24 protein-coding genes and 2 pseudogenes are annotated in these 26478 nt (G+C 69.1%); 17 read left to right on the top strand and 9 right to left on the bottom strand.

Features of this window, described 5'->3' with window-relative positions; genetic code table 11:
* Positions 1–35 precede the first annotated feature (35 nt).
* On the bottom strand, positions 36–527 hold the full coding sequence (ybaK, locus tag DM992_RS07170) for a Cys-tRNA(Pro) deacylase (protein WP_111016249.1): 492 nt from the start codon (positions 525–527) through the stop codon (positions 36–38).
* A 238-nt stretch (positions 528–765) separates the two neighbouring features.
* Between ybaK and DM992_RS07165 the strand changes: the two genes are divergently transcribed.
* Entirely contained in the window at positions 766–2328 is a 1563-nt protein-coding gene (locus tag DM992_RS07165) for an AMP-binding protein (protein ID WP_111016248.1), read from the top strand.
* Positions 2329–2399: 71 nt separating this feature from the next.
* On the opposite strand, the gene xerD is transcribed toward DM992_RS07165, so the two are convergent.
* The 3 genes from xerD to queG all read right to left on the bottom strand — a co-directional run bounded on the left by xerD (position 2400) and on the right by queG (position 5117).
* Positions 2400–3350, bottom strand: coding sequence for a site-specific tyrosine recombinase XerD (xerD, locus tag DM992_RS07160; protein WP_111016247.1), 951 nt, complete (start codon positions 3348–3350; stop codon positions 2400–2402).
* Complete coding sequence (locus tag DM992_RS07155; protein WP_111016246.1) at positions 3350–3817, bottom strand: methylated-DNA--[protein]-cysteine S-methyltransferase; 468 nt, start codon at positions 3815–3817, stop codon at positions 3350–3352. Before DM992_RS07155 ends, xerD begins: the two co-directional genes overlap by 1 nt.
* A gap of 64 nt (positions 3818–3881) precedes the next feature.
* Positions 3882–5117, bottom strand: coding sequence for a tRNA epoxyqueuosine(34) reductase QueG (gene queG / locus DM992_RS07150; RefSeq protein WP_111016245.1), 1236 nt, complete (start codon positions 5115–5117; stop codon positions 3882–3884).
* 17 nt (positions 5118–5134) lie between these two features.
* On the opposite strand from queG, the gene tsaE reads away from it, so the two are divergent.
* Positions 5135–5686 (top strand): tRNA (adenosine(37)-N6)-threonylcarbamoyltransferase complex ATPase subunit type 1 TsaE, encoded by a 552-nt coding sequence (tsaE, locus tag DM992_RS07145; protein WP_111016244.1) that lies wholly within the window; start codon positions 5135–5137, stop codon positions 5684–5686.
* Positions 5668–7194 carry an N-acetylmuramoyl-L-alanine amidase gene (locus tag DM992_RS07140; RefSeq protein ID WP_072442851.1) on the top strand — a complete coding sequence of 509 codons (1527 nt, stop codon included), beginning with the start codon at positions 5668–5670 and terminating at the stop codon, positions 7192–7194. The genes tsaE and DM992_RS07140 overlap by 19 nt, the downstream gene beginning before the upstream one ends.
* A 46-nt stretch (positions 7195–7240) precedes the next feature.
* On the opposite strand, the gene DM992_RS07135 is transcribed toward DM992_RS07140, so the two are convergent.
* Positions 7241–8119: an EamA family transporter gene (locus DM992_RS07135; RefSeq protein ID WP_204356112.1), complete on the bottom strand. Its 879-nt coding sequence runs from the start codon at positions 8117–8119 to the stop codon at positions 7241–7243.
* 231 nt (positions 8120–8350) lie between these two features.
* Here DM992_RS07135 and DM992_RS07130 point away from each other — a divergent pair, with 231 nt between their 5' ends.
* Both DM992_RS07130 and trxA read left to right on the top strand, forming a co-directional pair.
* Positions 8351–9232, top strand: coding sequence for a pirin family protein (locus tag DM992_RS07130; protein WP_111017848.1), 882 nt, complete (start codon positions 8351–8353; stop codon positions 9230–9232).
* 52 nt (positions 9233–9284) lie between these two features.
* Positions 9285–10133, top strand: coding sequence for a thioredoxin (trxA, locus tag DM992_RS07125; protein WP_111016242.1), 849 nt, complete (start codon positions 9285–9287; stop codon positions 10131–10133).
* A 102-nt stretch (positions 10134–10235) separates the two neighbouring features.
* On the opposite strand, the gene tcdA is transcribed toward trxA, so the two are convergent.
* A complete protein-coding gene (gene tcdA / locus DM992_RS07120; RefSeq protein ID WP_111016241.1) occupies positions 10236–11093 on the bottom strand; it encodes a tRNA cyclic N6-threonylcarbamoyladenosine(37) synthase TcdA in 858 nt (285 codons plus the stop codon).
* A 128-nt stretch (positions 11094–11221) separates the two neighbouring features.
* On the opposite strand from tcdA, the gene pdxH reads away from it, so the two are divergent.
* From pdxH to DM992_RS07105, 3 genes are all read left to right on the top strand, one after another.
* Complete coding sequence (gene pdxH, locus DM992_RS07115) at positions 11222–11866, top strand: pyridoxamine 5'-phosphate oxidase (RefSeq protein ID WP_111016240.1); 645 nt, start codon at positions 11222–11224, stop codon at positions 11864–11866.
* 120 nt (positions 11867–11986) lie between these two features.
* Positions 11987–13207, top strand: a complete 1221-nt coding sequence (locus DM992_RS07110) for a cyclopropane-fatty-acyl-phospholipid synthase family protein (protein WP_111016239.1) — start codon at positions 11987–11989, stop codon at positions 13205–13207.
* 23 nt (positions 13208–13230) lie between these two features.
* Positions 13231–14529 carry a DUF72 domain-containing protein gene (locus DM992_RS07105; RefSeq protein ID WP_111016238.1) on the top strand — a complete coding sequence of 433 codons (1299 nt, stop codon included), beginning with the start codon at positions 13231–13233 and terminating at the stop codon, positions 14527–14529.
* Between the two features lie 33 nt (positions 14530–14562).
* Here the strand turns inward: DM992_RS07105 and msrA are convergent, their stop codons facing one another.
* Entirely contained in the window at positions 14563–15123 is a 561-nt protein-coding gene (gene msrA, locus DM992_RS07100; RefSeq protein ID WP_111016237.1) for a peptide-methionine (S)-S-oxide reductase MsrA, read from the bottom strand.
* Positions 15124–15702: 579 nt separating this feature from the next.
* Here msrA and DM992_RS07090 point away from each other — a divergent pair.
* The 3 genes from DM992_RS07090 (at position 15703) to DM992_RS07080 (ending at position 18591) form a co-directional block, all read left to right on the top strand.
* Complete coding sequence (locus DM992_RS07090) at positions 15703–17109, top strand: selenium-binding protein SBP56-related protein (RefSeq protein WP_111016236.1); 1407 nt, start codon at positions 15703–15705, stop codon at positions 17107–17109.
* Entirely contained in the window at positions 17106–17771 is a 666-nt protein-coding gene (locus DM992_RS07085) for a hypothetical protein (protein WP_111016235.1), read from the top strand. Before DM992_RS07090 ends, DM992_RS07085 begins: the two co-directional genes overlap by 4 nt.
* A gap of 310 nt (positions 17772–18081) precedes the next feature.
* Positions 18082–18591 carry a flavin reductase family protein gene (locus tag DM992_RS07080; RefSeq protein ID WP_111016234.1) on the top strand — a complete coding sequence of 170 codons (510 nt, stop codon included), beginning with the start codon at positions 18082–18084 and terminating at the stop codon, positions 18589–18591.
* Here the strand turns inward: DM992_RS07080 and DM992_RS07075 are convergent.
* Positions 18578–19078 carry an Lrp/AsnC family transcriptional regulator gene (locus DM992_RS07075; RefSeq protein ID WP_006477992.1) on the bottom strand — a complete coding sequence of 167 codons (501 nt, stop codon included), beginning with the start codon at positions 19076–19078 and terminating at the stop codon, positions 18578–18580. The two genes, DM992_RS07080 and DM992_RS07075, sit on opposite strands and share 14 nt — an antisense overlap.
* A 130-nt stretch (positions 19079–19208) precedes the next feature.
* On the opposite strand from DM992_RS07075, the gene kynB reads away from it, so the two are divergent.
* The 3 genes from kynB (at position 19209) to kynA (ending at position 22175) form a co-directional block, all read left to right on the top strand.
* Entirely contained in the window at positions 19209–19850 is a 642-nt protein-coding gene (gene kynB / locus DM992_RS07070) for an arylformamidase (RefSeq protein ID WP_111016233.1), read from the top strand.
* A gap of 28 nt (positions 19851–19878) precedes the next feature.
* The gene (gene kynU, locus DM992_RS07065) at positions 19879–21129 is read left to right on the top strand and encodes a kynureninase (protein WP_111017847.1); all 1251 of its coding nucleotides are present in this window, start codon (positions 19879–19881) and stop codon (positions 21127–21129) included.
* Between the two features lie 92 nt (positions 21130–21221).
* Positions 21222–22175 carry a tryptophan 2,3-dioxygenase gene (gene kynA / locus DM992_RS07060; RefSeq protein ID WP_111016232.1) on the top strand — a complete coding sequence of 318 codons (954 nt, stop codon included), beginning with the start codon at positions 21222–21224 and terminating at the stop codon, positions 22173–22175.
* A gap of 30 nt (positions 22176–22205) precedes the next feature.
* Here kynA and DM992_RS07055 read toward each other — a convergent pair.
* A pseudogene (locus DM992_RS07055) lies at positions 22206–22921 on the bottom strand (MFS transporter); the annotation flags it as partial.
* On the opposite strand from DM992_RS07055, the pseudogene DM992_RS07050 reads away from it, so the two are divergent.
* The 3 genes and pseudogenes from DM992_RS07050 to xylB form a co-directional block, all read left to right on the top strand.
* Positions 22914–23271, top strand: a pseudogene (locus DM992_RS07050) (LysR substrate-binding domain-containing protein); the annotation flags it as partial. The pseudogenes DM992_RS07055 and DM992_RS07050 overlap by 8 nt on opposite strands.
* Positions 23272–23464: 193 nt before the next feature.
* Positions 23465–24859: a D-arabinitol 4-dehydrogenase gene (gene dalD / locus DM992_RS07045; RefSeq protein WP_111016231.1), complete on the top strand. Its 1395-nt coding sequence runs from the start codon at positions 23465–23467 to the stop codon at positions 24857–24859.
* Between the two features lie 104 nt (positions 24860–24963).
* Positions 24964–26445 carry a xylulokinase gene (gene xylB / locus DM992_RS07040; RefSeq protein WP_111016230.1) on the top strand — a complete coding sequence of 494 codons (1482 nt, stop codon included), beginning with the start codon at positions 24964–24966 and terminating at the stop codon, positions 26443–26445.
* Positions 26446–26478 lie beyond the last annotated feature (33 nt).

The raw sequence follows: 26478 nt of genomic DNA, 5'->3' as shown, positions 1-26478 counted from the left end.
CCGAACGAGCGCGGCCTGCCACGAAGGTGAAACCCTCAGTCGACGCTCGCGCACTGCACGGGCTGCGCGCGGAGCAGCGAAGTGAGCACCGCCGGCGCGAGGCTGACGAGGTAGCCGCGACGGCCGCCGTTCAGGTAGATCGTCGGCAATTCGAGGATCGTCGCCTCGACGTAGACGGGCATCGTCTTGCGCGTGCCGAACGGCGACGTGCCGCCGACGAGATAGCCCGAATGGCGGTTCGCGACCTCGGGCTTGCACGGCTCGACGCGTTTCGCGCCGATCTGCCGCGCGAGGTTCTTCGTCGACACGGTGCGGTCGCCATGCATCAGCACGATCAGCGGCTTCGCGTGTTCGTCTTCCATCACGAGCGTCTTCACGACGCTGTGCTCGTCGACGCCGAGCTGGCGCGCCGATTCGCCGGTACCGCCGTGTTCGACGTATTCGTACGGGTGCTCGCCGAACGCGACGCCGTGGCGGCGCAACAGCTGGGTCGCGGGGGTTTCGGACACGTGTCTGGATTTGCTCATGGCGGCATTCTAATGGCGAACGACCGGCGCGCGCGATGGCGTGCCCGCGCCGGCGGTATACTCGCGGCCCGTTTTCCGCCGGGCGGCCGGCGGCATCGCCGCGACGATTCCGCCCATCATCATTGCGAACATCGCGAAGCGCTATTGCCCGATTGGCCGATTGTGGCGCATGCGCCGTCATGGCACGATCGTTCGCAAACATCGTCACGCCGCCGCCCGCCCCTTTTCTGGAGACGCCATGCCCTCGCCCATCCGTTCATCCGAGTCGCTCGACGTCGATGCGCTGCTCGCCGCGCTGCCTAACCGCATCGCCGACGTGCCCGCGCGCTGGGCCGCGCTGGCGCCCGCGCACCCGGCGCTGATCGAGGACGCGCGCCGCCTGTCGTACGGCGACTTGTCGCAGGCCGTCGATGCGGCGGCCGCACGGCTCGCGAGCCTCGGCGTGCAAGGTGGCGACCGCGTGATGATCGTCGCGGAAAACTGCGTCGCGCAGATCGTGCTGTTGTTCGCGGTCGCCCGCGTCGATGCGTGGGCGCTCGTGTCGAACGCGCGGCTGTCTGCCGGCGAACTCGATGCGATCGCCGCGCACGCGCGTCCGAAGCTGATCGCATTCGCGACGGACACGTCGCCCGACGCACGTGCCCACGCGGCGCGGCTCGGCGCGACACCCGCCGGCGCGCTGCCGGTCGACATCGGCGCATGGTCGTATCGCGTCGATGCGAGCGCGCCTGCCGAACCGGTGGCCGCCGACGGTGCCGCGCAATGCGCGGCGCTGATCTACACGACCGGCACGACCGGCGCACCGAAAGGCGTGATGCTGTCGCACCGCAACCTGCTGTTCATCGCGGCGACGTCGAGCACGCTGCGCCGCGTGTCGCCGGACGACGTCGTCTACACGGTGCTGCCCGTGTCGCACGTGTACGGGCTCGCGTCGGTCTGCCTCGGCAGCCTGTACGCGGGCGCGACGCTGCGGCTCGCGCCGCGCTTCGCGCCGGAGGCCGTGCGCATCGCGCTCGCCGACGAAGGCGTCACGATCTTCCAGGGCGTGCCCGCGATGCACGCGAAGCTGCTCGAACACCTGCACACGCATGGCCACCCGTGGCATGCGCCGCGCCTGCGCTTCGCGTATTCGGGCGGCTCGCCGCTCGACGCGAACCTGAAGGCGCGCGTCGAGCGCGTGTACGGGGTGCCGCTGCACAATGGCTACGGGATGACCGAAAGCAGCCCGACGATCACGCAGACGCCGCTCGACGCGCCGCGCGCCGACAGCTCGGTCGGCGTGCCGATTCCGGGCGTCGACATGCGGATCGTCGCGCCGGACGGCACCGACGTGCCGCAAGGCGAGGTCGGCGAGATCCGCGTGCGCGGGCCGAACGTGATGCTCGGCTACTACCGCAACGCGGACGCCACGCGCGCAGCCGTGTCGCCGGACGGCTGGCTGAGCACCGGCGATCTCGCGCGGCAGGAAGCGGACGGCGCGGTGACGATCGCGGGCCGCAGCAAGGAACTGATCATCCGGTCCGGCTTCAACGTGTATCCGGTCGAAGTCGAGCAGGTGCTGAACGCGCATCCGGACGTCGTGCAGGCCGCCGTCATCGGCCGCGCGGTCGAAGGCAACGAGGAAGTGCTCGCGTTCGTCGAGCTGGTGCCCGGCGCGGCGGCGGACGAAGCGGCGTTGCACGCATGGTGCGCGGAGCGATTGGCGCCTTACAAACGCCCTGCTCGCATTCGCGTGCTCGATGCATTGCCGGCCGCATCGACCGGCAAGGTGCTGAAGCACAAGCTGCGCGACCTGGCCTGACGCCAGCCGGCCGGCACAGGCTGGCGGGCGCAGCGGGGCCCGCGACCGGCCGAAATCGCGCCCCCCGTGCGCTAGCCGCGCGGGTGGTGTTGCGCGTGCAGCGTCCTCAGCCGCTCGCGCGCGACGTGCGTATAGATCTGCGTGGTCGAGATGTCGCTGTGGCCGAGCAGCAACTGCACGACGCGCAGGTCGGCGCCGTGGTTCAGCAGGTGCGTCGCGAACGCATGCCGCAGCGTGTGCGGCGACAGATGCGCGCGCACGTCGGCCTGCTGCGCGTGGCGCTTGATGATGTTCCAGAACTGCTGGCGCGTCATTCCGTCGCCGCGCGCGGTCACGAACAGCGCATCGGCCGCGCGTGCGCCGAGCAGCGCCGGCCGCGCGTCGCGCAGGTAGCGCTCGATCCACCCGTGCGCGACTTCTCCGAACGGCACGAGCCGCTCCTTCGAGCCCTTGCCCATCACACGCACGACGCCCTCGTTGAGGCCGACCTCGACGGTCTTCAGCGTCACGAGCTCGCTCACGCGCAGCCCGCTCGCGTACATCAGCTCGAGCATCGTGCGATCGCGCAGGCCAAGCGGCGTGTCGATGTCGGGCGCACCGAGCAGCGCCTCGACCTGCGCCTCGGACAGCGTCGACGGAAACCGGGCCGCCTGCTTCGCGGACGTGATCCGCAGCGTCGGGTCGGCGCTCGCGCGATGCTCGCGCACGGCCCAACCGTAATAGCGACGGAACACGGACAACCGCCGGTTCGACGACGTCGCCTTGCCGTCGCTGCGCGCGGCGATATAGCCCGTCACCATCGCCTCGTCGGCCGAATCGAGCGGCGCGTCGTACGTCGCGGCCAGCCATCGGGAAAACAGCACCAGATCGCGCCGGTACGCGTCGAGCGTGTTGCGCGAGAGCCCGTGCTCGAGCCACAGCGCATCGCAGAACACGTCGATCGACGCGCGGCTCGCGAGCAGCGCGGGCGACGCCGCGACGGCATCGTCGTCGGCTTCGGGGGAAATCAGTGGTTCGCTCATCAGTACGGCACGCCCTCGTGCGCCAGCAGCCAGCGCTTCACCTTCTGGTAATAACCGTTGTCGTCGTGGTTCGCGAAGCCGCCCAGACCGCCTGCCGCCACAACGCGATGGCACGGGATCACGAGCGGGAAGTAGTTCGCGCCGCACGCCTGGCCGACTGCGCGCGGCGCGCTGCCGATCCGCTTCGCGACCTGCCCGTAGGTCAGCACCGTGCCGGGCGGGATATCGCTGATCACGTCCCACACGCGGTGCTGGAACGCGCTGCCGACTTCGGCGAGCGGCAGGTCGAAGCGCGCCGACGCGCGCTCGAAATAACGTTCGATCTGCTTGACCGCGCGCTTCGCGAGCGGCGAATCCGGCTCGACCGACTTCACCGATTCGGGCAGATAGACGATCTCGCGCACCACCGCGGCGTCCGTGCGGATGCCGACCTTGCCGAACGGCGCGTCGATGACTGCATTGAACATTGCCCTCTCCTGAGCGATGGATGCGCGCGGCACCGCCGCGCGCCGACGACACTTTACGCCGCCTTCACGCGGCGCGCAGCGCCCATTCGACATGCTCGCGCACGACCGGCGACGAATCGTCGGCCCGCGCGCGCAACGCGGCGACGATCGCGTCGCGCGCCTGCGGCGAAAGCCGGTCCGCGCTCGCGCGCAGCGCATTGCCGAGCCCGACCGCGAGATTGCGCAGCCAGCTTTCGTAGCCGATGCGCCGGATCGCGCTGCCCTGCATCCGCGTATCGAACGTGTCGGCATCCCACCCGAACAGCTCGACGAGCGTCGCGCGGTCGAGGCCGTGCCGCACGTCGAAATCGGCCACCGGCGCGGCCTGCGCGAACTTGTTCCACGGGCACACGAGCTGGCAGTCGTCGCAGCCGTACACGCGATTGCCGATCATCGGCCGCAGCGGCTCGGGGATGCTGCCTTTCAGTTCGATCGTCAGGTACGAGATGCAGCGGCGCGCATCGACGCGGTACGGCTCGACGATCGCGCCGGTCGGGCACGCGTCGATGCAGCGCGTGCAGTTGCCGCAGTGCGCGCCGGGTGCCTCGGGCGCGGTATCGGGCGACGTGTGCGCGTCGGTCGGCAGCGGAATATCGACGTAGATCTCGCCGAGGAAGAACAGCGAACCCGCATCGCGCTGCAGCAGCAGCGTGTGCTTGCCGCGCCAGCCGACACCGGCCTTCTGCGCGAGTTCGACCTCGAGCACGGGCGCCGAGTCGGTAAACACGCGGTAGCCGAACGCGCCGATCTCGCGCTCGATGCGCTCCGCGAGCGTCTGCAGCCGGTTGCGCAGCACCTTGTGATAGTCGCGGCCGCGCGCATAGATCGACACGACGGCCGCCTGCGGATCGTCGAGCCGCGCCCGTTCGCGTGCGCGCCAGTCGTGCGGCGCGAGCGCGCCGGGCTCGCCGTCGGGTGCGCCGGCAGCGAGCGTTTCGGCCGGCAGGTAGGCGAGCCGCACGGAAATCACGCGTCGCGTACCGGCCACAAGTTCGGCCGGCCGCGCGCGTTTCATCCCATGTTTCGCCATATAATCCATTTCGCCGTGGTATCCGGCTTCCAGCCAGGCGGCGAGGCCTGCTTCGGCATCCGAGAGATCGGTATCGCTGATGCCGATCGCCCCGAAACCCAATTCGCGCCCCCACGCCCTGATGCGAGCGGCGAGCGCAGTCAAGGCCGCATCGTCGAGCGCGCACGGCGCCGCGCCTTCGGCACGAGTCGAAGGCCTGTCGGATGCGGCGAGTTCCGGTAATCGGTTCATCGCACTATTTTACGAGAATGCCAGCCACGTCCCATACGCCTCATGCCGCCACGCTGCCCGCCCCGCTCGCGGAGCGCGTGATCGCGCTCTCCGACGAAGCGGCGACCGAGGCCTTCGGCACGCGCTTCGCGCATGCGCTCGACGCGGCGCGCATCGATCTCGCCCGCGCGCATGCGTACGACGGGCTGCAGATCCAGCTGGTCGGCGATCTCGGCGCGGGCAAGACGACCCTCGTGCGCGCGATCCTGCGCGGCCTCGGCCATCAGGGCCGCGTGCGCAGCCCGACCTATACGCTCGTCGAGCCGTACGCGCTCGAACGCAGCGATGGGGAACTTGAGGTCTATCACTTCGATCTGTATCGATTCAACGATCCGGCCGAATGGTCCGACGCAGGCTTTCGCGAATATTTCAACTCCAGCGCGATCTGCCTCGTCGAATGGCCGCAACAGGCGGGCGTGCTGCTCGGCGTGCCCGACCTGGTTTTCTCGCTCGACGTGGATGGCGACGGCCGCGCCCTCACCGTCCGGGCGTACAGCGCTTCAGGAAAGGCATGTCTCGAAAGATGTTGATCAAACCGTTCCGCTCGATCGAATCGGCGGCTACCGCGACGCATAACTGGCGGCGCCGCCAGATTCTGCGCGCGGGCGCGTCGACACTGGTGCTCGGTCTCGTCGCACCGCGGCTCGCGCACGCGTCGTCGGTGCTCGGCGTGCGCGTGTGGCCCGCGCGCGATTACACGCGCGTCACGATCGAATCCGACCAGCCGCTGCAGAACAGCCAACAACTGCTGCAGGGGCCCGACCGTCTCGTCGTCGACCTGAGCGGCCTCGATCTCGACCAGGCGCTGCGCGACCTCGTGTCGAAGATCGCGCCGAACGATCCGCAGATCCAGTCGGTGCGCGTCGGACAGTACCAGCCGCACGTCGTGCGGATGGTGTTCGACCTGAAAGGCTCGGTGAAGCCGCAGGTGTTCACGCTGCCGCCGGTCGGCACCTACAAGTACCGGCTCGTGTTCGACCTGTATCCGGCCGTCGCGCCCGATCCGCTGACCGACCTGATCGCGCAGACGGAACGCAAGGAACAGGCGCTCAACGACACGGCGCGCGCGCAGCAGATGCAGCCGCCGAGCGCGCTGAACGGGCCGGCCACGCCGCCCGTCGCGGGCAACGACAACAGCGACGCGTTCTTCCAGCGCTTTGCGCAGAACACGCCGGCCACGCCGCACACGCCGCCGGCGGCCGGCACGCCTGCGACGCCCGCGAAGCCGGCCGTCAAGCCGCCGCCCGTCATCGCGCGCCGCGACGACAGCGACGACGACGGCGACACCTACAAGTTCACCGCACCGAAATCCGGCAAGGGTGGCACCGTGCGCCTGCTGACGGTCGCGATCGATCCGGGCCACGGCGGCGAGGACCCGGGCGCGATCGGCGGCGGCGGCACGTACGAGAAGCACATCGCGCTCGACATCGCGAAGAAGCTGCGCGCGAAGATCGACGGCGCGCCGAACATGCGCGCGATGATGACCCGCGACGCCGACTTCTTCGTACCGCTGAACGTGCGCGTGCAGAAGGCGCGCCGCGTCGGCGCCGATCTCTTCGTGTCGATCCACGCGGACGCGTTCACGACGCCGTCCGCGCGCGGCTCGTCGGTGTTCGCGCTGTCCGATCACGGCGCGTCGAGCGCCGCGGCGCGCTGGCTCGCGAACAAGGAGAATTCGTCGGACCTGATCGGCGGCATCAACATCAAGACGCAGGACGCGGCCGTGAGCCGCGCGCTGTTCGACATGTCGACGACCGCGCAGATCCGCGATTCGATGCGCTACGGCAACTACGTGCTGAAGGAAGTCGGCGGCATCAACAAGCTGCACAAGGGCTCGGTCGAACAGGCCGGGTTCGCGGTGCTGAAGGCGCCCGACATTCCGTCGATCCTCGTCGAGACCGCGTTCATCAGCAACCCGGACGAAGAGCGCAGGCTCAACGACGACAGCTATCGCGACGAGATGGCCGACGCGATCTTCCGCGGCATCAAGCGTTATTTCGCCGCGAATCCGCCGCTCGCGAAGAACCGGATGGCCTGACGGCCAGCACCCTCCCCGCCGCCGGCACGCAGCGCGTGCCGGCGCGTCACGACGCCGCGAAGCGGCGTATCAGTTTCCCGCCGAACACGTTCACCGCGAGCCCGCCCATCACGAGCGCCGCACCGAGCAGCTGCGCGCGCGTCAGGTGCTCGTCGAGCAGCAGCGCCGACGACGCGAGCCCGACGATCGGCACCAGCAGCGAAAACTGCGCGACCTGCGCGGCCGGGTAGCGCGACATCAGGCGGCTCCACAGCCCGTAGCCGAGCAGCGTCGCGACGAACGCGAGATAGACGACCGCAAAGATCGACGCACCGTCGAGCCCGGCGAGCGCGGTCGCGATCCGCTGCGGCCCTTCGAACCACAGCGACAGCAGGAAGAACGGCACGGGCGGCACGAGGCTCGCCCACACGACGAGCGACACGAGGTTCGCTTTCCCGACCTTCTTCGTGACGATGTTGCCGAACGCCCACATCGCGGCCGAGCAGATCGTCAGCAGGAAGCCCGCGAGCGTCATCGCACGGCCGCCCTGCGCCGCGATCACGACGAGCCCGCCCGCGGCGATCGCGAGCCCGACCAGGTTCTGCACGCGCAGCCGCTCGCCGAGGAACAGCATCGCGAACACCAGCGTGAAGAACGCCTGCGACTGCAGCACGAGCGACGCGAGGCCGGCGGGCATGCCGACGTACATGCCGGTGAACAGGAACACGAACTGGCCTAGCTGGATCGTCGCGCCGTACAGCACCAGCAGGCGCCACGGAATCTGCGGCCGGCGCACGAAGAACACCGCGGGCACGGCCGCGAGCGTGAAGCGCAGCGCGCCGAGCAGCATCGGCGGCATCCCGTGCAGGCCGACCTTGATCACGACGAAGTTCACACCCCACGCCAGGATCACGACCAGTGCGAGCAGCAAGTCCTTCGGGGCCATCATCGGCGTCTCCTCGATTGTCGAATCGTTGTGCAAAGTACCCCCAACCCTGTCGCTTCGCGCCAGCCCCCCGAGGGGTCAGGAAAACTTGGGGCGGCCCGGCGTTTTCTTGAGAAGCGCGTCAGTCTACCGGGTTTCGCCGCCCGGCCCGATACCCGCGCGGCGCGCATGGAATCGTCGGCGGGCGGCTATTACAATGACCTGCATCCCCATCGCATCACCGGACCCGCCATGACCGACTCGATCAAAGCCCTGCTGAAGCCGCACGTGCGCGACATCGGCAACCTGCAGGTGCGCCGCACGCTGCCCGCACTCGCCGCGCGCCTCGTCGGCCCGTTCATCTTCTTCGATCACATGGGGCCCGCCACGCTGCCGGCCGGCACCGGGCTCGACGTGCGCCCGCATCCGCATATCGGGCTCGCCACCGTCACCTACCTGTTCGACGGCGCGATCCTGCACCGCGACAGCCTCGGCTCGCGGCAGGAAATCGTGCCGGGCGACGTGAACTGGATGACGGCCGGCCGCGGGATCGTCCACTCCGAACGTACGCCCGATGCGCAGCGCGCAAACGGCCACACCGTGCACGGAATCCAGACCTGGGTCGCGCTGCCGCGCGCGCACGAAACCACCGAGCCGTCGTTCGAGCACCATGCGGCCGACACGCTGCCGAAGCGCGACGAACACGGCGTGTCGCTGACGGTGATCGCCGGCGATGCGTTCGGGCTGCGCTCGCCGGTCACGACGTTCTCGCGCACGCTGTACGTCGCGGCCGAATTCGCGGCCGGCGGCCGCATCGAGCTCGACGCGTCGCACGAGGAGCGCGCGGTCTACGTAGTCGACGGCGATCTCGCGATCGACGGCACGCCGGTTCCGGCCGAGCAGATGGCCGTGCTCGCGCCGGACGCGGCGGTCACGCTGACGAGCGCCGGCGGCGCGCGCGCGATGCTGCTCGGTGGCGACAAGATCGACGGCGAGCGCTTCATCGAATGGAATTTCGTCGCCAGCAGCCGCGACGCGATCGCGCGCGCGAAGGAAGCCTGGACGCGCCAGGAAATGGGCAAGGTGCCTGGCGAGACCGAGTGGATTCCGCTGCCCGAGTCGAAGCCGCGTTGAAAAACGGGCGCGCCGCCCCCATCCTGACGATATTCGAACGGAAGAGAACGACATGGACACCACGCTTGCCACATTCGAGAAAGACGTCATCGAGGCGTCGCTGGACACGCCCGTGCTGGTCGACTTCTGGGCGCCGTGGTGCGGCCCCTGCAAGACGCTCGGCCCGCTGCTCGAAAAACTCGAAGCCGATTACGAAGGCCGCTGGAAGCTCGTGAAGGTCAACGTCGACGAGAACCAGGAACTCGCCGCGCACTTCCAGACGCGCAGCATCCCGCACGTCATCGCGTTCGCGGACGGGCGCCCGGTCGACCAGTTCGTCGGCGTGCTGCCCGAAGGCCAGTTGCGCGCGTTCCTCGACCGGCTGCTGCCGGCGCCCGAGGAAGCCGAACGCCGCGCCGCACAGTACGCGATGGCCGAATCGCGCCACGACGACGCGCTCACGCACCTGGAAGCGGCGCTCGCGCTGAACCCCGGTTTCGACGACGCGCGCCTCGACCTGATCGAACTGCTGCTCGCGAACAACCAGGTCGAAGTCGCGCGCGCCGAGGCCGAGCGCCTGTCGCCGCAGATCGTGCAGGGCGGCGATCCGCGCTACCAGGCGATCAAGACCCGTTTCGACGCGCTCGACGCAACGGCCGACCTGCCGCCGACCGACGCGCTCGAAGCCCGCATTGCGGCGAACCCCGGCGATCTCGACGCGCGCTTCGATCTCGCGCAGAGCCTGATCGCGCGGCGCGCGTATGAAGGCGCGCTGGAGCAGTTGCTGGAAATCGTGCTGCGCGACCGCGCGTACGGCGACGATCTCGGCCGCAAGACGATGATTTCAGTGTTCGAGCTGGCGGGCGACCGCCCCGATATCGTCGCCGGATGGCGGCGCAAGCTGAGCATGGCGCTCAACTGACGAGCGAACGACCGGCCGGCCCGCAACGGCCCGGCCGGTCGCCGTATCGCTGGCAGCGCGTGTCCCGCGCCGCAGCATGAAGCAACGCCCGCGCGTCGCCGATCAGCCCGCGGCCTGCGCCGCGATCGCGCGCAGCGCATGCGCGGCAGCCGCGAAGCCGAAGCTCGCGGTCACGCACACGCTCGAACCGAATCCCGCACAGTTGAGCCCCGCGACGTGCGCCGCCGTGGACGGCTCGGCGCCGTCCTCGATGTCGCATGCGGCCGCTTCCGGGTAGATCAGCGGCTCGTCCGAATACACGGCGCTGACCTTGAAACGCGCCTTCGGCCCGCGCGGAAAGCCGTGCTGCTTGCGCAACTGCGCGCGCACCTTCGACAGCAATGGATCCTGGATCGTCAGCGCGAGATCGTCGATCCGGATGCGCGTCGGGTCGAGCTGCCCGCCCGCGCCGCCGACCGTGACGAGCGGCTGCCGCTTCGCGACGCACCATGCGATCAGCGCGACCTTCGTGCGCACGCTGTCGATCGCGTCGATCACGTAGTCGAAACCGCCGCCGAGCAGCGCGTCGAAGTTGTCGGGTTCCGCGAAATCCTCGATCCGGTTCACGCGGCACGCGGGATCGATCAGCGCGATCCGCTCGGCCATCGCGTCGACCTTCGGCTTGCCGTAATTGCCGTCGAGCGCATGGATCTGCCGGTTCGTATTGCTTTCCGCGACGTTGTCGAGATCGATCAGCGTCAGCGTACCGATCGCGCTGCGCGCGAGCGCCTCGGCCGTCCACGACCCGACGCCGCCGATCCCGATCACCGCGACATGCGCACGCTCGAAAGCGGCGGCCGCCGGCGCGCCATACAGCCGCGCGACGCCGCCGAAACGCCGTTCGCGATCCACGTCAAGCTGGATTGTCGGGGTCGGGGTAAGATCAGAAGAACCGGGCGGGGCAGTGTCGGCAGCGGACATGGCAGCAAGGAAAACGTAAGTCGAGCAGCCCTCTATTTTGCCTGAACTCCCCGCTCCCACACGCCACTGTGCACGCACGATTCTTGCGCGTTCGCTATACTGGCCCCAGATTGAAGCGTTTGCATAACATGACGACTCTCGCCGATCTCCGCATCAACTATTCGCGTGCTTCGCTCGACGAAGCCGATGCCGCCCCCGACCCCTTCGTCCAGTTCGACCGCTGGTTCAAGGAGGCGCTCGCCGCCAAACTGCCCGAGCCGAACACGATGACGCTCGCGACCGTCGGCGCCGACGGCCGGCCGTCGGCCCGGATCGTGCTCATCAAGGGCGTCGACGAACGCGGGTTCGTCTTCTTTACCAATTACGAAAGCCGCAAGGGGCGCGATCTCGCCGCGCATCCGCAAGCGGCGCTGCTGTTCTACTGGATCGAGCTCGAACGCCAGGTGCGCATCGAAGGCCGGATCGAGAAAACCAGCGCCGAAGAAAGCGACCGCTATTTCGCGTCGCGCCCGCTCGGTTCGCGCATCGGCGCATGGGCGTCCGACCAGAGCACGGTGATCGACAGCCGCGCGACGCTCGAAGCGCGCGAAAAGGCCGTCAGCGAACGCTACGGCGACGCCCCGCCGCGCCCGCCGCACTGGGGCGGCTACCGCCTCGTGCCCGACGCGATCGAGTTCTGGCAGGGGCGTCCGTCACGGCTGCACGACCGTCTGCTCTATACGCGCGACGCCGACACGTCGCCGGGCTGGACGATTTCACGCCTGTCGCCGTAAGCGCGGCGCCGGCGCACGCCGGTCGTGTCTCGTGTTGCATCCGGGCGCCCGCGTCGCAAGCGGCGGGCGCCGTCAAGATACTTGGCTGTATTCGATTCAACGAACAAACGGAGAATCCAAATGTTCTGGGAAAAGAAGCTGGCACAGTGGGCGGACGAAGTACGGGCGAAAGCGAACATACCGGCGCGCCTCGTGCTGTGGAACGGTGAGCAACTCGATTTCGGCACCTTCAGCGCGCCGCAGGTCACGCTGAAGGTGAACAGCGCGTCGGCGTTGCCGCTATTGCTCGAACCGAGCCTCGACAATCTCGGCGAGGCGTACGTGAAGGGCAAGATCGACATCGAGGGCAAGCTGTCGGACATCATCAACATCGGCTACTCGCTCGCGCGCAGCACGGTGACGAGCGCAAGCAAGCTCGCGCGCGTGAAGCGCTACTTCAACCACACGAAGAACACCGACAAAAAGGCGATCCAGTACCACTACGACGTCTCGAACGAGTTCTACAAGCTGTGGCTCGACGAGAACATGGTGTACTCGTGCGCGTACTTCGAGAACGGCGACGAGGATCTCGCCACCGCGCAGATCAAGAAGATCGACCACATCCTCACGAAAATCCAGTTGCAGCCGGGCCAGCGCCTGCTCGACATCGGCTGCGGCTGGGGCGCGCTCGTACTGCGCGCCGCGCAGAAGTTCGGCGCGACGTGTCTCGGCGTGACGCTGTCGCAGAACCAGTTCGACCTCGCGACCGCGCGCGTGAAGGCCGCCGGGCTCGAGGACAAGATCGAGATCCGCCTGCAGGACTACCGCGAGATCGACGGCCAGTTCGACCGCATCACGAGCGTCGGGATGTTCGAGCACGTCGGCCGCAAGAACCTGCCGCTGTACTTCTCGCGGGTGCGCGAACTGCTCGCCGACGACGGCATCGCGATGAATCACGGGATCACGTCGACCGACGCGGAAAGCGGCGAAACGGCGCTCGGCGGCGGCGAGTTCATCGACCGCTACGTATTCCCGGACGGCGAGCTGCCGCACATCAGCCTCGCGCTCGAAGCGGCGCAGCGCGGCGGGCTGGAAGCGGTTGACGTCGAAAGCCTGCGGCGGCACTATGCGCGCACGCTCGACATCTGGACGGAAAACTTCGAGGCGAAGGCCGAGGAAGCGCGAAAACTCGTCGACGACGAAAAATTCCGCATCTGGCGCGTGTATCTCGCCGGCTGCGCGTATGCGTTCGAGCACGACGACGTGTCGATCTTCCAGATCGTGTGCCGCAAGGCCGGACGCAGCGCGAAAACGCTGCCGTGGTCGCGGCGCTATATGTACGAACACGCGCTGCCGCGCTAGGCGGCGCTTCACGCTGGGCATGCATGGGTGACGGCAGGACGCGGCGCAAGGCGCCGCCGGAACGACAGCAGCACGACGACACGGACGGGTCGCACGCCGGCGGACAATTCGACCTGTTCGGCGCGCCGCCCGACGCTGCACGCGCGTCGTCGCCCGCAGGCGACCCGCCCCCTGCAAACGCAGATGAACGCGTGACGTCGAACCCGCATGACGATGCGCGGCAGGCGCCGCCCGCCCGCGCAGCCGCCCGCCCTTCCGACGAACCACCGCCGCCCGCCTCCGGCCTGCTGTGGGACGAACCGTCGCCGCCGGCCGCGCCGCCGAAAAAAGGCAGGCGCCAGCGCGGCGTGCTGCCCGCGCAGATCACGGCGGACGTCGCCGATGCAGCGGCCGGCCTGCCGCCGAACGTCCGGCTCGGCACGTCGTCGTGGTACTTCCCCGGCTGGAACGGCATCGTCTACGACGGCGATTTCGCGCAGACGAAACTGTCGCGCGAAGGGCTCGAAGCATACGGCGCGCATCCGCTATTGAAGAGCGTGAGCCTCGACCGGTCGTTCTACGGCCCGCTGTCGGTGGCCGACTACCTGCGCTACGCGCAGCAGGTGCCCGACGATTTCCGCTTCGTCGTGAAGGCGCCGGCCTCCGTGACCGACGCGGTCGTGCGCGGCCGGCGCGGCGAGCCGTCGGGATCGAACCCGACCTTCCTCGACGCGCAGCTCGCCACCCGGGAATTCGTGCAGCCGTGCCTCGAAGGGCTCGGCGCGAAGGCCGGCGTGCTCGTGTTCCAGTTCTCGCCGCTGCCCGATCATCTGCTCGCCGAACCGGCCGCGCTGATCGACCGGCTCGCCGCGTTCTTCGCGGCGCTGCCGCCGCTGCCGCCGGAAGCCGACGGCCCGCGCTACGCGATCGAGATCCGCGACGCGAGCCTGCTCACGCCGCGCTTCATCCGCGCGCTCGCCGCGCTCGGCGTGCGCTACTGCGTCGGCCTGCACGCGCGGATGCCCGACCCGCTGCGCCAGGCCGCCGCGCTCGCGCTGCTCGACGGCGACGCGCCGGGCCCGCTGATCGTGCGCTGGAGCCTGCACGGCGGCTTCAAGTACGAACAGGCGAAAGCGAAGTACGAACCGTTCGACAAGCTCGTCGACGAGGACCCGGCCACGCGTTCAGCGCTCGCCGAACTGGCCGCGCGCTACGCGCTGGCCGGGCAGCCCGTGATCATCACGATCAACAACAAGGCGGAAGGCTCCGCGCCGCTGTCGTGCATCGCGCTCGCGCGCGAAATCGCCGCCGCGTGCGCGCAGTGGCGCAACGAGGCGGCTTAACGTCGGGTTCGCCGGGTTCCGCCGTTCGCGCGCTTACGCGCCGCGCAGCGACTTCAGCCGGTGCGAGAACTTCTGCCGGAATTTCGCGAGCTTCGGCCCGATCACGACCGAGCAGTAGCCCTGCCCCGGGTTACGCGCGTAATAGTTCTGGTGATAGTCCTCGGCCGGCCAGTAGTTGCCGTCGAGCGGCACGACCTGCGTGACGATCGGCTGCCCGAACACCTGCTCGCGCTCCAGCTCGCGGATCACGTCGAGCGCGGTTTCGCGCTGCGCATCGGAATGCGTGAACACGACCGATCGGTACTGCGTGCCGACGTCGTTGCCCTGCCGGTTCAGCTGAGTCGGATCGTGCGTCGCGAAGAAGATCTCGAGGATCTCGCGATAGCCGATGCGCGCCGGATCGAACGCCACGTTGACGACTTCCGCGTGGCCCGTGTCGCCTTCGCAGATGTCGCGATAGCCGGGATTGCGCGTATGGCCACCCGCGTAGCCCGACTGGACGGCCGTCACGCCGTCGACGTCGAGAAACACGGCCTCCGTGCACCAGAAACACCCGCCTCCCAACGTCGCGGTTTCAAGCATTTCGTTCCCCATGAAATCAGACCCTCGTTGATGACAGCAGCCGGCACGCAGGTGCCGGCGCCACCGTAGCATCTCGCCGCTGCGCGTCCGTGGTACGCGACGCAGCGGCACCTCGGCAAGTATCTCACTCGCGCGCGAACCTGGCAGATCGCACAGGTGCCGCGCGCGACCGGCCGCACGTTTCTCGACTACACTTAGGCACGCGTAACCGCGGCGCAAACCGCCCGGCCACGCAAAGCGTCCGATGCACGCCCGACCCTGATGCACCCATCATCTGCCGGAACATCGATATGCACGTCTTGACAGACATCGCCCGCGTTGCGGGCCCGGTCGCCGCCACGTCGCGAGCCGACGCTTCGGCCGCACCATCGCGACACCGTGCGCCCGTGTCACCGCGGGCGCGACGATCCCGCACCTCGTCTTCACCCGCTTTCACGATCTGATGCACGGCGCCGCGCGTGTCGCCGACGCGTGCGCCCGCCTGCCGATCGCGCCCGCCGGCGAGATGCGCGCCGCGCGGCCACCTCGACCCGCACGCCCGCAGCGCACGGCCGTGCGTCAGTAGTCCGATACCACCGAGAGGGCATCACCATGAGCATGCGGCCTGACCCGACGTTTCACGCTTCGCCCGAGCTTGCGATGCAGGCGCCGGCAGAAGAGTTTGCCTATACGTTGTTGCTGAGCCCCGATTTTTCCAGACCCGACGCGCTCGCCGTGATCGACGTGAAGCCCGGCTCGCCGACCTACGGAAAGATCGTGCACACGGTGACGATGCCGAACACCGGCGACGAGTTTCACCACTTCGGCTGGAATGCGTGCTCGTCGGCGCTGTCGCCGCTGACCGGCCATGCGTTCCTCGAACGCCGCTTCCTGATCATCCCCGGCCTGCGCTCGTCGCGCATCTACGTGATCGACACGAAGCCGCATCCGGCGCAGGCACGGATCCACAAGATCATCGAACCCGACGAGATCTTCGCGAAGACCGGTTATTCGCGGCCGCACACCGTTCACTGCGGCCCCGAGGGCATCTACGTGAGCACGCTCGGCGGCGCGGGCAAGGACGGCACCGACGGGGCGCCCGGCATCTTCATCATGGATTGCGAAACCTTCGACGTGCTCGGTCGCTGGGAGATCGATCGCGGCCCGCAGGACAAGCACTACGATTTCTGGTGGAACCTGCCGCGCGACTACATGGTGTCGAGCGAATGGGCGCTGCCGCCGCAATTCGAGAACGGCATCGTGCCCGAGGACCTGCTCGCGAACAAATACGGGCACCGGCTGCATTTCTGGGACCTGCGCGCGCGGCGCAACGTACAGACGATCGATCTCGGCGCGCAGCACCAGATGGCGCTCGAAGTGCGGCCCGCGCACGATCCGGTGCGCGAATACGGATTCGTCGGCGTGGTGGTCGATACGACCAATCTCGAAGGCTCGATCTGGACCTGGTGGCGCGAGGGCGGCAAGTTCCATGTGAAGAAGACCGCGACGATCCCGGCCGAGCCGGCCGCGGCCGACGAACTGCCGCCGCTGCTGAAAGCATTCGGCGCGGTGCCGCCGCTCGTGACCGACATCGACCTGTCGCTCGACGACCGCTTCCTCTACGTATCGTGCTGGGGCACCGGCGAGATGCGCCAGTACGACGTGTCGGATCCGCACAACCCGGTGCTCGCGGGGTCGGTGCGGATCGGCGGCATCGCGCGCCGCGCGCCGCACACGAACGGCCGCGCGTTCGCGGGCGGCCCGCAGATGGTCGAGATCAGCCGCGACGGCCGGCGCGTGTACTGGACCAACTCGCTCTATTCGACGTGGGACGACCAGTTCTATCCGGACGGCGTGCCGGCCGCGCAGGTGCTCGCGCACGCGGGGCCGGACGGCGGGCTGACGCTCGCCGACGATTACTGGGTCGAGTTCCCCGACGGCTATCGCGCGCACCAGATCCGGCTCGAAGGCGGCGACTGCTCGACCGACTCGTTCTGCTACCCGTCGGTCAAGCGTTGAACACCGGACTTCACGCGCAGTTCGCGCTGTGGGCGGCCGTGCTCGCGAGCGGCGTGTATCACGGGCTCAATCCCGCGATGGGCTGGCCGCTCGCGGTGTCGAACGCGCTGATGACGCGCCGCGGCGGCGCGCTCGTCGCGGCGCTCGGCTATCTCGCGCTCGGCCATGCGCTCGCGGTATTCGTGGTGATGCTGCCGTTCGGGCTGCTCGCGGCGCTGCTCGCGTGGCAGTCGGCGATCCGGATCGGCGCGAGCGCGCTCGTGATCGGCTTCGGCGCCGTGCTGCTGATCCGACGCCGGCATCCGCGTGCGCTCGCGCGGATCCCGCCGGCGCGGCTCGGCCTGTGGTCGTTCGCGATCGCGATCGCGCACGGCGCGGGGCTGATGCTGGTGCCGATCTACCTCGGGCTTTGCGGGCTCGACATGGATGCCGGCCACCGTGCGGCGGCCACGCTCGTCGATGCGCATCTCGGGATGGCGCTCGTCGTCGCGGCCGTGCATGCGGCCGCGATGATCGCCGCCGGCGGCGGGCTCGCGTGGCTCGTGTACCGCTATCTCGGGCTGAAGTTCGTGTCGCGGAGCTGGTTCAATCTCGATGCAGTGTGGGCGTCGAGCCTGATCGTGACGGGTGCGCTGTCGCTCGGACTGGCAGCGACGCGATAGCGCGGACATCGGTGACGCGCGCGGCGGATCGGCGGATCGGCCGGTGGACCGGCCGGCGGCACCGCACAAAAACGCGACAGAACCGCCATGCCGACCGCTCGCCATCTTGAACCCGGCATCGCGCCGCAGTGTTCGCTACGTCACGCTATCCCTGCGATGCGCCGTCCGGCCGGGTCCGGCGGCCCCGATTCCGCTAAAATCGGGCCATGCGCACCACTTCCCAATCGACCGCCTTGTCGCCTTTCGTCCGCCGCGCCCGTCGCACCCGCGTCGCGTCGCGCCCGCCCGTTTCGTTCCGGATGGCCGCCCGATGAGCCGCGCCAACCCGCCGGATTTCGATGCGGCCGCCTTCCGCCAGGCGCTCGGCCAGTTCGCGACGGGCGTGACGGTGATCACGACGCGCGCGCCGTCCGGGCAACTGATCGGCATCACCGCCAGCTCGTTCAACTCGGTATCGCTCGATCCGCCGCTCGTGCTGTGGAGCCTCGCGCACAAATCGGCGTCGACGCCCGTGTTTCGCGGCAACAGTCATTACGTGGTGAACGTGCTTGCGGCGTCGCAGCTCGACCTGTGCAAGCGCTTCTCGACCTACAAGGGCGACCGCTTCGAAGGGATCGCGCATGTGGCTGGCAACTCGGGGATGCCCGTGCTCGACGGCGCGCTCGCGTGGTTCGAATGCCATAACCGCAGCCGCTACGACGAAGGCGACCACGTGATCTTCGTCGGCGAAGTCGAACGCTGCGGCGTGCGCGCCGCAGCGGACGAGACACCGCCGCTCGTGTTCCACGGCGGCGGCTTCCACGGCCTTACACCGCTTTGATCGCACCCGTGCGCGCCAGCCCGACCGGCGCGCCGGCTTCGTCCTTCAACGTCTGCAGCACGATGTTCGAACGGATGTCCATCACGCCCGGCGCCTTGTAGAGCCGGTTCAGCACGAAATCCGAATAGTGCTTGAGGTTGTGCGCGAGCACGCGCAGCAGATAGTGGCTCTCGCCCGTCACGACGAACGCGCCGACCACCTCGGGCCATTCGCGCAGCGCTTCCGCGAAGCGCTCGTGCCATTGATTCTCTTCGTTGCGCATCGATACCTGCACGAACGCCTCGAGCTCGAAGCCGAGCTTCTCGCGGCTGAGGCACGCGCGATAGTGCTCGATCACACCCTGCTCCTCGAGCAGGCGCATGCGGCGCAGGCAGGCGGACGGCGAAAGCGAAATCCGTTCCGCCAGATCGAGATTGCTGATTCTGCCCTCCTCCTGCAGTACCGCCAGAATCCGGCAGTCGGTGGCATCGAGCGTGATCGCGTGCATTTTTGGTCCCCGTTTTCCCTCTCAGTCGAATTATCTGCCAATCCGGCGGATTGTCCATGTTTATTTCGCAAGCACTTTCTGCGAGCGTCCACCTATCATTCGAAGCATCGACTCACCGATTCGTCATGCCATGGACACACTCTGGGACATCTCGCCGCCTGTCAGCCCCGCCACCCCCGTGTGGCCGGGCGATACGCCGGTTTCCGTCGAACGCGTGTGGCGGATGGAGGCCGGCTCGCCGGTCAACGTCGCGCGCCTGACGCTGTCGCCGCATACGGGCGCGCACTGCGACGCGCCGCTGCACTACGACGCCGACGGCGCGCCGATCGGCGCCGTGCCGCTCGACACCTATCTCGGCCCGTGCCGCGTGATCCATTGCATCGGCGCATCGCCCGCCGTGCAGCCGGGCGATATCGCGGTCGTGCTCGACGGCGTGCCGCCGCGCGTGCTGCTGCGCACCTGTGCGCAAGCGCCGATCGCGCAATGGGACCCCGGTTTCTGCGCAGTCGCGCCTGAAACGATCGACCTGCTCGCCGCGCATGGCGTGAAGCTGATCGGCATCGACACGCCGTCGCTCGACCCGCAGGAATCGAAGACGATGGATGCGCATCACCGCGTGCGTGCGCACCGGATGGCGATCCTCGAAGGCATCGTGCTCGACGACGTGCCGCCCGGCGACTACGAACTGATCGCACTGCCGCTGAAGTTCGCGACGCTCGACGCGAGCCCCGTGCGCGCGGTACTGCGCGCGCTGCCCGCGCATGCTTCCTGATTACCCCGACCTACGACCCCACATCATGATCAAAACCCGTGAAGACGCGCTCGCCCTCGACCGCGACGACCCGCTCGCCCCGCTGCGCGACCAGTTCGCGCTGCCCGACGGCGTGATCTACCTCGACGGCAACTCGCTCGGCGCGCAGCCGCGCGCGTCGGCCGCCCGCGCGCAGCAGGTGATCGACGCCGAATGGGGTGAAGGGCTGATCCGCAGCTGGAACACGGCCGGCTGGTTCGCACTGCCGCGCCGTCTCGGCGACAAGCTCGCGACGCTGATCGGCGGCGCACCCGGCGAAACGGTCGTGACCGACACGATCTCGATCAACCTGTTCAAGCTGCTGTCGGCGATGCTGCGCCATCAGGCCGAGCGCTCGCCCGAGCGCCGCGTGATCGTGTCGGAACGCTCGAACTTCCCGACCGACCTGTATATCGCGCAGGGGCTGATCGAGCAGCTCGGCGGCGGCTACGAACTGCGCCTGATCGACGATCCGGCGGACCTGCCCGACGCGCTCGGCGCGGACACGGCCGTCGCGATGATCACGCACGTGAACTACCGCACCGGCTACATGCACGACATGCCGGCCGTCACGCAGCTCGTGCACGATGCGGGCGCGCTGATGCTGTGGGACCTCGCGCACTCGGCCGGCGCGGTGCCGGTCGACCTGAACGGCGCGCGCGCTGACGGTGCGGTCGGCTGCACGTACAAGTACCTGAACGGCGGCCCCGGTTCGCCCGCGTTCGTATGGGTGCCGCAGCGCCATCACGCGCATTTCTCGCAGCCGCTGTCCGGCTGGTGGGGCCACCGCGCGCCGTTCGCGATGCAGCCGGGCTTCGCGCCCGATCCGGGCATCGCGCGCTTCCTGTGCGGCACGCAGCCGATCGTGTCGATGTCGATGGTCGAATGCGGCCTCGACGTGTTCCTGCAGACCGACATGCAGGCGATCCGCCGCAAGTCGCTCGCGCTGACCGACGCGTTCATCGCGCTCGTCGAAGCGCGCTGCGCGGGCCTGTCGCTGAAGCTCGTGACGCCGCGCTCGCATCACCAGCGCGGCTCGCAGGCGAGCTTCGAGCATCCGCACGGCTACGAAGTGATGCAGGCTCTGATCGCGCGCGGCGTGATCGGCGACTACCGCGAGCCGTATGTGCTGCGCTTCGGCTTCACGCCGCTCTATGTGCGCTTCGTCGACGTGTGGGATGCCGTCGAGACGCTGCGCGACATCCTGGCCACCGACGCGTGGAAAGCGCCCGAGTTCGCCGAACGCGGCGCGGTGACCTGACCGGTCTTGCCCGGCGCGCGCCGCAGTGACGTGCGGATAACGCGCCGCGCCCCCGTCATTCAATCCTGGAGAAAGTCGTGAATTCTGGTCATATGCAGCCACCCGGCGACGAAGCACCGGCGGGCTGCCCGTTCTCGGGCGCACGCGCCGCGCAACCGGTACATTCGGCACATTCCGCGCAAGCGGCACACGAAGCGCCTCACGTGCCGGGCGATGCCGCCGGTGAAGCCGGCTGGCACAACGCGCAGCTCGATTTCTCGAAGTCGATGAGCTACGGCGACTACCTGTCGCTGAATTCGATCCTCGACGCGCAGCACCCGCTGTCGCCCGATCACAACGAGATGCTGTTCATCATCCAGCATCAGACGAGCGAGCTGTGGATGAAGCTCGCGCTGTTCGAGCTGCGCGGCGCGCTCGACGCGGTGCGGACCGATGCGTTGCCGCCCGCATTCAAGATGCTCGCGCGCGTGTCGCGCATCCTCGAGCAGCTCGTGCAGGCGTGGAACGTGCTGTCGACGATGACGCCGTCCGAGTATTCGGCGATGCGGCCGTATCTCGGGCAGTCGTCGGGCTTCCAGTCCTACCAGTATCGCCAGCTCGAATTCCTGCTCGGCAACAAGAACGTGCAGATGCTGCAGCCGCATGCGCACCGGCCCGACATCCTCGAACAGGTGCGCGCGACGCTCGAAGCGCCGTCGTTCTACGACGAGGTCGTGCGCCTGCTCGCGCGGCGCGGGTTCCCGATCGCACCGGCGCGGCTCGAGCGCGACTGGACGCAGCCGACGCGGCACGACGAAACGGTCGAAGCCGCGTGGCTCGAGGTGTACCGTCACCCGCAGCAGCACTGGGAGCTGTACGAGATGGCCGAGGAACTGGTCGATCTCGAGGACGCGTTCCGCCAGTGGCGCTTCCGTCACGTGACGACCGTCGAGCGCATCATCGGCTTCAAGCAGGGCACGGGCGGCACCAGCGGCGCGCCGTATCTGCGCAAGATGCTCGACGTCGTGCTGTTCCCCGAGCTCTGGCACGTGCGCACCACGCTCTGACGCACGCGATGCACGCGATGCGTCCGCACGTCACGACGACGTGCGGGCCAGCGCCTCCCCTTCGCGCGGCAGCGACTGCGCGCGCGACAGCCGCGGAATGTGCCGCCGCACCGCGAGCAGCGCGACGCACACCACGCCCATCGCGGCGGCCAGCATCGTCAGGTACGCACCCGCGTCGCCCGCCGTGATCACGATCGCGCCCGCGAACGCGCCGAGGATCGCGCCGAGCCGGCCGAACGCGAGCGCTCGCGGTGCCCGTCGCACGCACCGCCGTCGGGTAGATGTACGCGCAAAGCGCATGCATCGTCGACTGCACCGCGTTGACGCACAGCCCGTGCAGGCCGAGCCCGACGATCAGCCAGTTCGTGTGGCGGCTCGCATCGACACCCATCAGCCACACCGCATTCGCCGCGCCGCCGATGCTGCACAGCGCGAGCGGCCAGCGCGACCCGGCATGCGCGATCGCCCATGCGCACAGCAGCGCGCCGATCACGCCGCCGAGGTTGTACGCGGTGAGCCCCGCGCCCGCGACCGACACGCTCAGCCCGCTCGCGGCCAGCATCGTCGGCAGCCAGCTGAGCGCCGCGTAGACAGCAAGCAGACACATGAACGATCGGCCGCTGCATCCGCGCGAGCAGCGCACCGAGTTCCGGCCAGCGCGCGGGGCGTCGCGCGAGATAGCGCGGCGATTCGGGCAGCGCACGCACGAGCACGAAACCGAGCACGAGCGGCAGCGCGCCGATGCTTGCCGATACGCTGCACGCGCGCCGGGCGATTCCGACGCGCGGCACCGCGCCGTTCGACCACATGCGCGCGACCTGCGACGCGCACGGGCTCGCGCCGCCCGACATCGCGGTCGAAACGCGCTCGGTCACGACGCTGAAGAGCCTCGCCGCGCATGCCGGTTTCCTGAGCTGGATGGCCGAGCCAATGTACGACGCCGAGCAGGCTGCCGGCACGATCGACACGCTGCCGGTGCGCGAGGTCGTCGCGGTACGCACGCTCACCGCATTCCGACGCCGCCACGGGATCCTGCCGGGGGCCAGCCGGCAAGCTGCTCGACGAACTCGTCGCGCTCACGCGCAAAGGGCGTTGACGCCCGTTCCCGACCGGCCGCCTGTTCGCGCCCCTTCGCCTCCGTTCCCGCGCCACCCGCGCGCCGCCGCAGCGCACCATCGAAATGCAGCCTCCCCGCCTTGACTTTCGCTCGTCCGAATACGATCATTCGCTCACATGAAGAGCAAATGATCTAACCAACAGGAAAGACTGGCACGAACAGGAGACACCGGATGAGCGAATCGCCCTCCGCCCGCGCGCCCGTGCTACTGCACATCGGCGCGGGCTCGTTTCACCGCGCGCACCAGGCGTGGTATCTGCATCGCGTGAACGCGGCCGTGCCGGCCGAAGAACGCTGGTCGCTGACCGTCGGCAACATCCGTGACGACATGCGCGCGACGATGGACGCGCTCGCCGTGCAGCACGGCGAATACACGCTAGAAACCGTCACGCCGCAAGGCGAGCGCGCGTACGAGACGATCCGCGCGATCACGCGCGTGCTGCCCTGGTCGATCGACCTCGCCGCGCTGATCGACGCCGGCGCCGACCCGGCCTGCCGGATCGTGTCGTTCACCGTCACCGAAGGCGGCTATTACCTCGACGAACACAACCGGCTCGACGTCGCGAATGCCGATCTCGCGGCCGACCTGCAGGGCGCGCGCACGACGCTGTACGGCGCGCTCGCGGCGCTGCTCGCCGAACGCATGCAGCGCGGCGCGGGCCCGCTCACGCTGCAGAGCTGCGACAACCTGCGCAACAACGGCGCGCGTTTTCGCGCAGGGATGCGCGAATTCCTCGAACGGCGCGGCACAGCCGACCTGCTCGCGTGGTTCGACGCGAACGTCGCCACGCCGAGCGCGATGGTCGACCGCATCACCCCGCGCCCGACCGCCGACGTGCGCGAACGCGTGCTGGCGGCGACCGGCATCGACGACGCCTGCCCGGTGATGGGCGAATCGTTCATCCAGTGGGTGATCGAGGACCGCTTCGCGGCCGGCCGGCCGCGCTGGGAACTGGCCGGCGCGGAACTCGTCGACGACGTGCACCCGTACGAGGAAGCGAAGATCCGCATCCTCAACGCGACGCATAGCTGCATCGCGTGGGCCGGCACGCTCGCGGGCTACACGTATATCCACGAAGGCACGCACGACGCGGCGATCCGCCGCTTCGCGCACGACTACGTGACGCAGGACGTGATCCCTTGCCTGACCCCGAGCCCGCTCGATCTCGCGCGCTACCGCGACGTCGTGCTCGAACGCTTCGGCAACCCGTACGTGCTCGACACGAACCAGCGCGTCGCGGCCGACGGCTTCTCGAAGATCCCCGGCTTCATCGCGCCGACGCTCGTCGAATCGTTCGCGCGCGGCGCGGCGCCGGTCGCCACCGCCGTGCTGCCCGCGCTGTTCCTGCGCTTTCTCGAACGCTGGGCGCGCGGCACGCTGCCGTACGCATACCAGGACGGCGTGATGGACGAAGCCGCCGCGCGCGCGATCGTCGACGCCGACGACCCGGTCGTCGCGCTGTGCGCGAGCCGCCCGCTGTGGGGCTCGCTCGCCGGCAACGCCGCGCTGTTCGAGGCGCTGCGCGCCGCGCTCGCGCGCGTCGACGCATGGCTTTCGCAGCGCTGACGCGCGACGGCCGGCGCCCGGCCGCGCGGCCGGGCAAACCCGCTTGGCACATGCGGTGCGGCACGGCTAAAGTAGCGGCTCCTCTCTGACGGAACGGATCGCTCATGTATCTCGGCATCGACCTCGGCACCTCGGAAGTGAAGGTGCTGCTGCTCGCCCCGGACGGCGCGGTCGTCGGCACCGCCGGCTCGCCGTTCACCGTGTCGCGGCCGCATCCGCGCTGGGCCGAACAGCATCCGGACGACTGGTGGCAAGGCACGCTCGCCGCGCTCGCGGCGCTGCGCGAACGGCATCCGCAAGCGTTCGCGCAGGTGCGCGGCATCGGCCTGTCTGGCCAGATGCACGGCGCCGTGCTGCTCGGCCGCGACGATCGCGTGCTGCGCCCCGCGATCCTGTGGAACGACATGCGCAGCGCCGACGAATGCGCGCTGCTCACCGAACGCGCGCCCGATCTCCACGCACTGGCCGGCAATCTCGCGATGCCGGGCTTCACCGCGCCGAAACTGCTGTGGGTCGCGAAGCACGAACCCGACGTGTTCGCGGCAACCGCGTGCGTGCTGATGCCGAAGGACTACCTGCGGTTCCGGCTGACCGGCGCGAAGGTGTCCGATCCGTCGGACGCGGCCGGCACGCTGTGGCTCGACGTCGCGCGCCGCGACTGGTCCGACGCGCTGCTCGCCGCATGCGGGATGACGCGCGACCAGATGCCGCGCATCGTCGAGGGCAACGCACCGTCCGGCACGCTGCGTGCGGATATCGCGCGCGAACTCGGGCTGTCGGAAGCCGTCGTGGTGGCAGGCGGCGGCGGCGACAACGCGACGAGCGCGCTCGGCATCGGCGCGATCCACGCGGGCGACGGCTTCGTGTCGCTCGGCACGTCGGGCGTGCTGAGCGTGGTCGGCGACCGCTTCATGCCGAATCCCGCGTCGGCCGTGCATGCGTTCTGCCATGCGATTCCCGAGCGCTGGCAATTGATGAGCGTCGTGCTGTCGGCCGCGAGCTGCCTGCGCTGGGTCTGCAAGCTGACGGGCACCGACGAGCCCGCGCTGCTCGCCGAAGTCGAGGCGCTCGACGCCGACGCGCTCGCGACGGCGCCGCTGTTCCTGCCCTACCTGTCCGGCGAGCGCACGCCGCACAACGATCCGTATGCGCAGGGCGTGTTCTTCGGGATGACGCACGCGACCGAACGCGCGCATCTCGGCTATGCGGTGCTCGAAGGCGTGACGCTCGGCCTCGCCGACGGCCTCGACGCGCTGCATGCGGCCGGCGTCGAAACCGACCAGCTGTCGCTGATCGGCGGCGGCGCGCGCAGCGCATTCTGGGCACAACTGATCGCCGACGCGCTGAACGTACGCACGCGCCAGATCGGCGGCGGCGAAACGGGCGCGGCGCTCGGCGCGGCGCGGCTCGGCTGGCTGGCCGTCGGCGGCGATCCTCAAACGGTGCTGACCAAGCCGCCGGTGCGCGCCGAATACGCACCGGACGCGGCCCGCCATGCGTTGCTGCGCGAACGCCTCGACGCGTTCCGCACGCTGTACCGCCACGTGCGCCCGCTGTACGAACCGTCGCGCACGCGGCTCGCGTAAGCGCCGTCGCGGCGCGCTTGCGGCCGTCTGCCG

It is taken from the genome of Burkholderia sp. JP2-270, from assembly GCF_003233675.1.
Taxonomy (GTDB): Bacteria; Pseudomonadota; Gammaproteobacteria; order Burkholderiales; family Burkholderiaceae; genus Burkholderia; species Burkholderia pyrrocinia_C.
The sequence above is the reverse complement of the archived record's forward strand: the minus strand, read 5'-3'. Positions and strand labels throughout refer to the sequence as shown.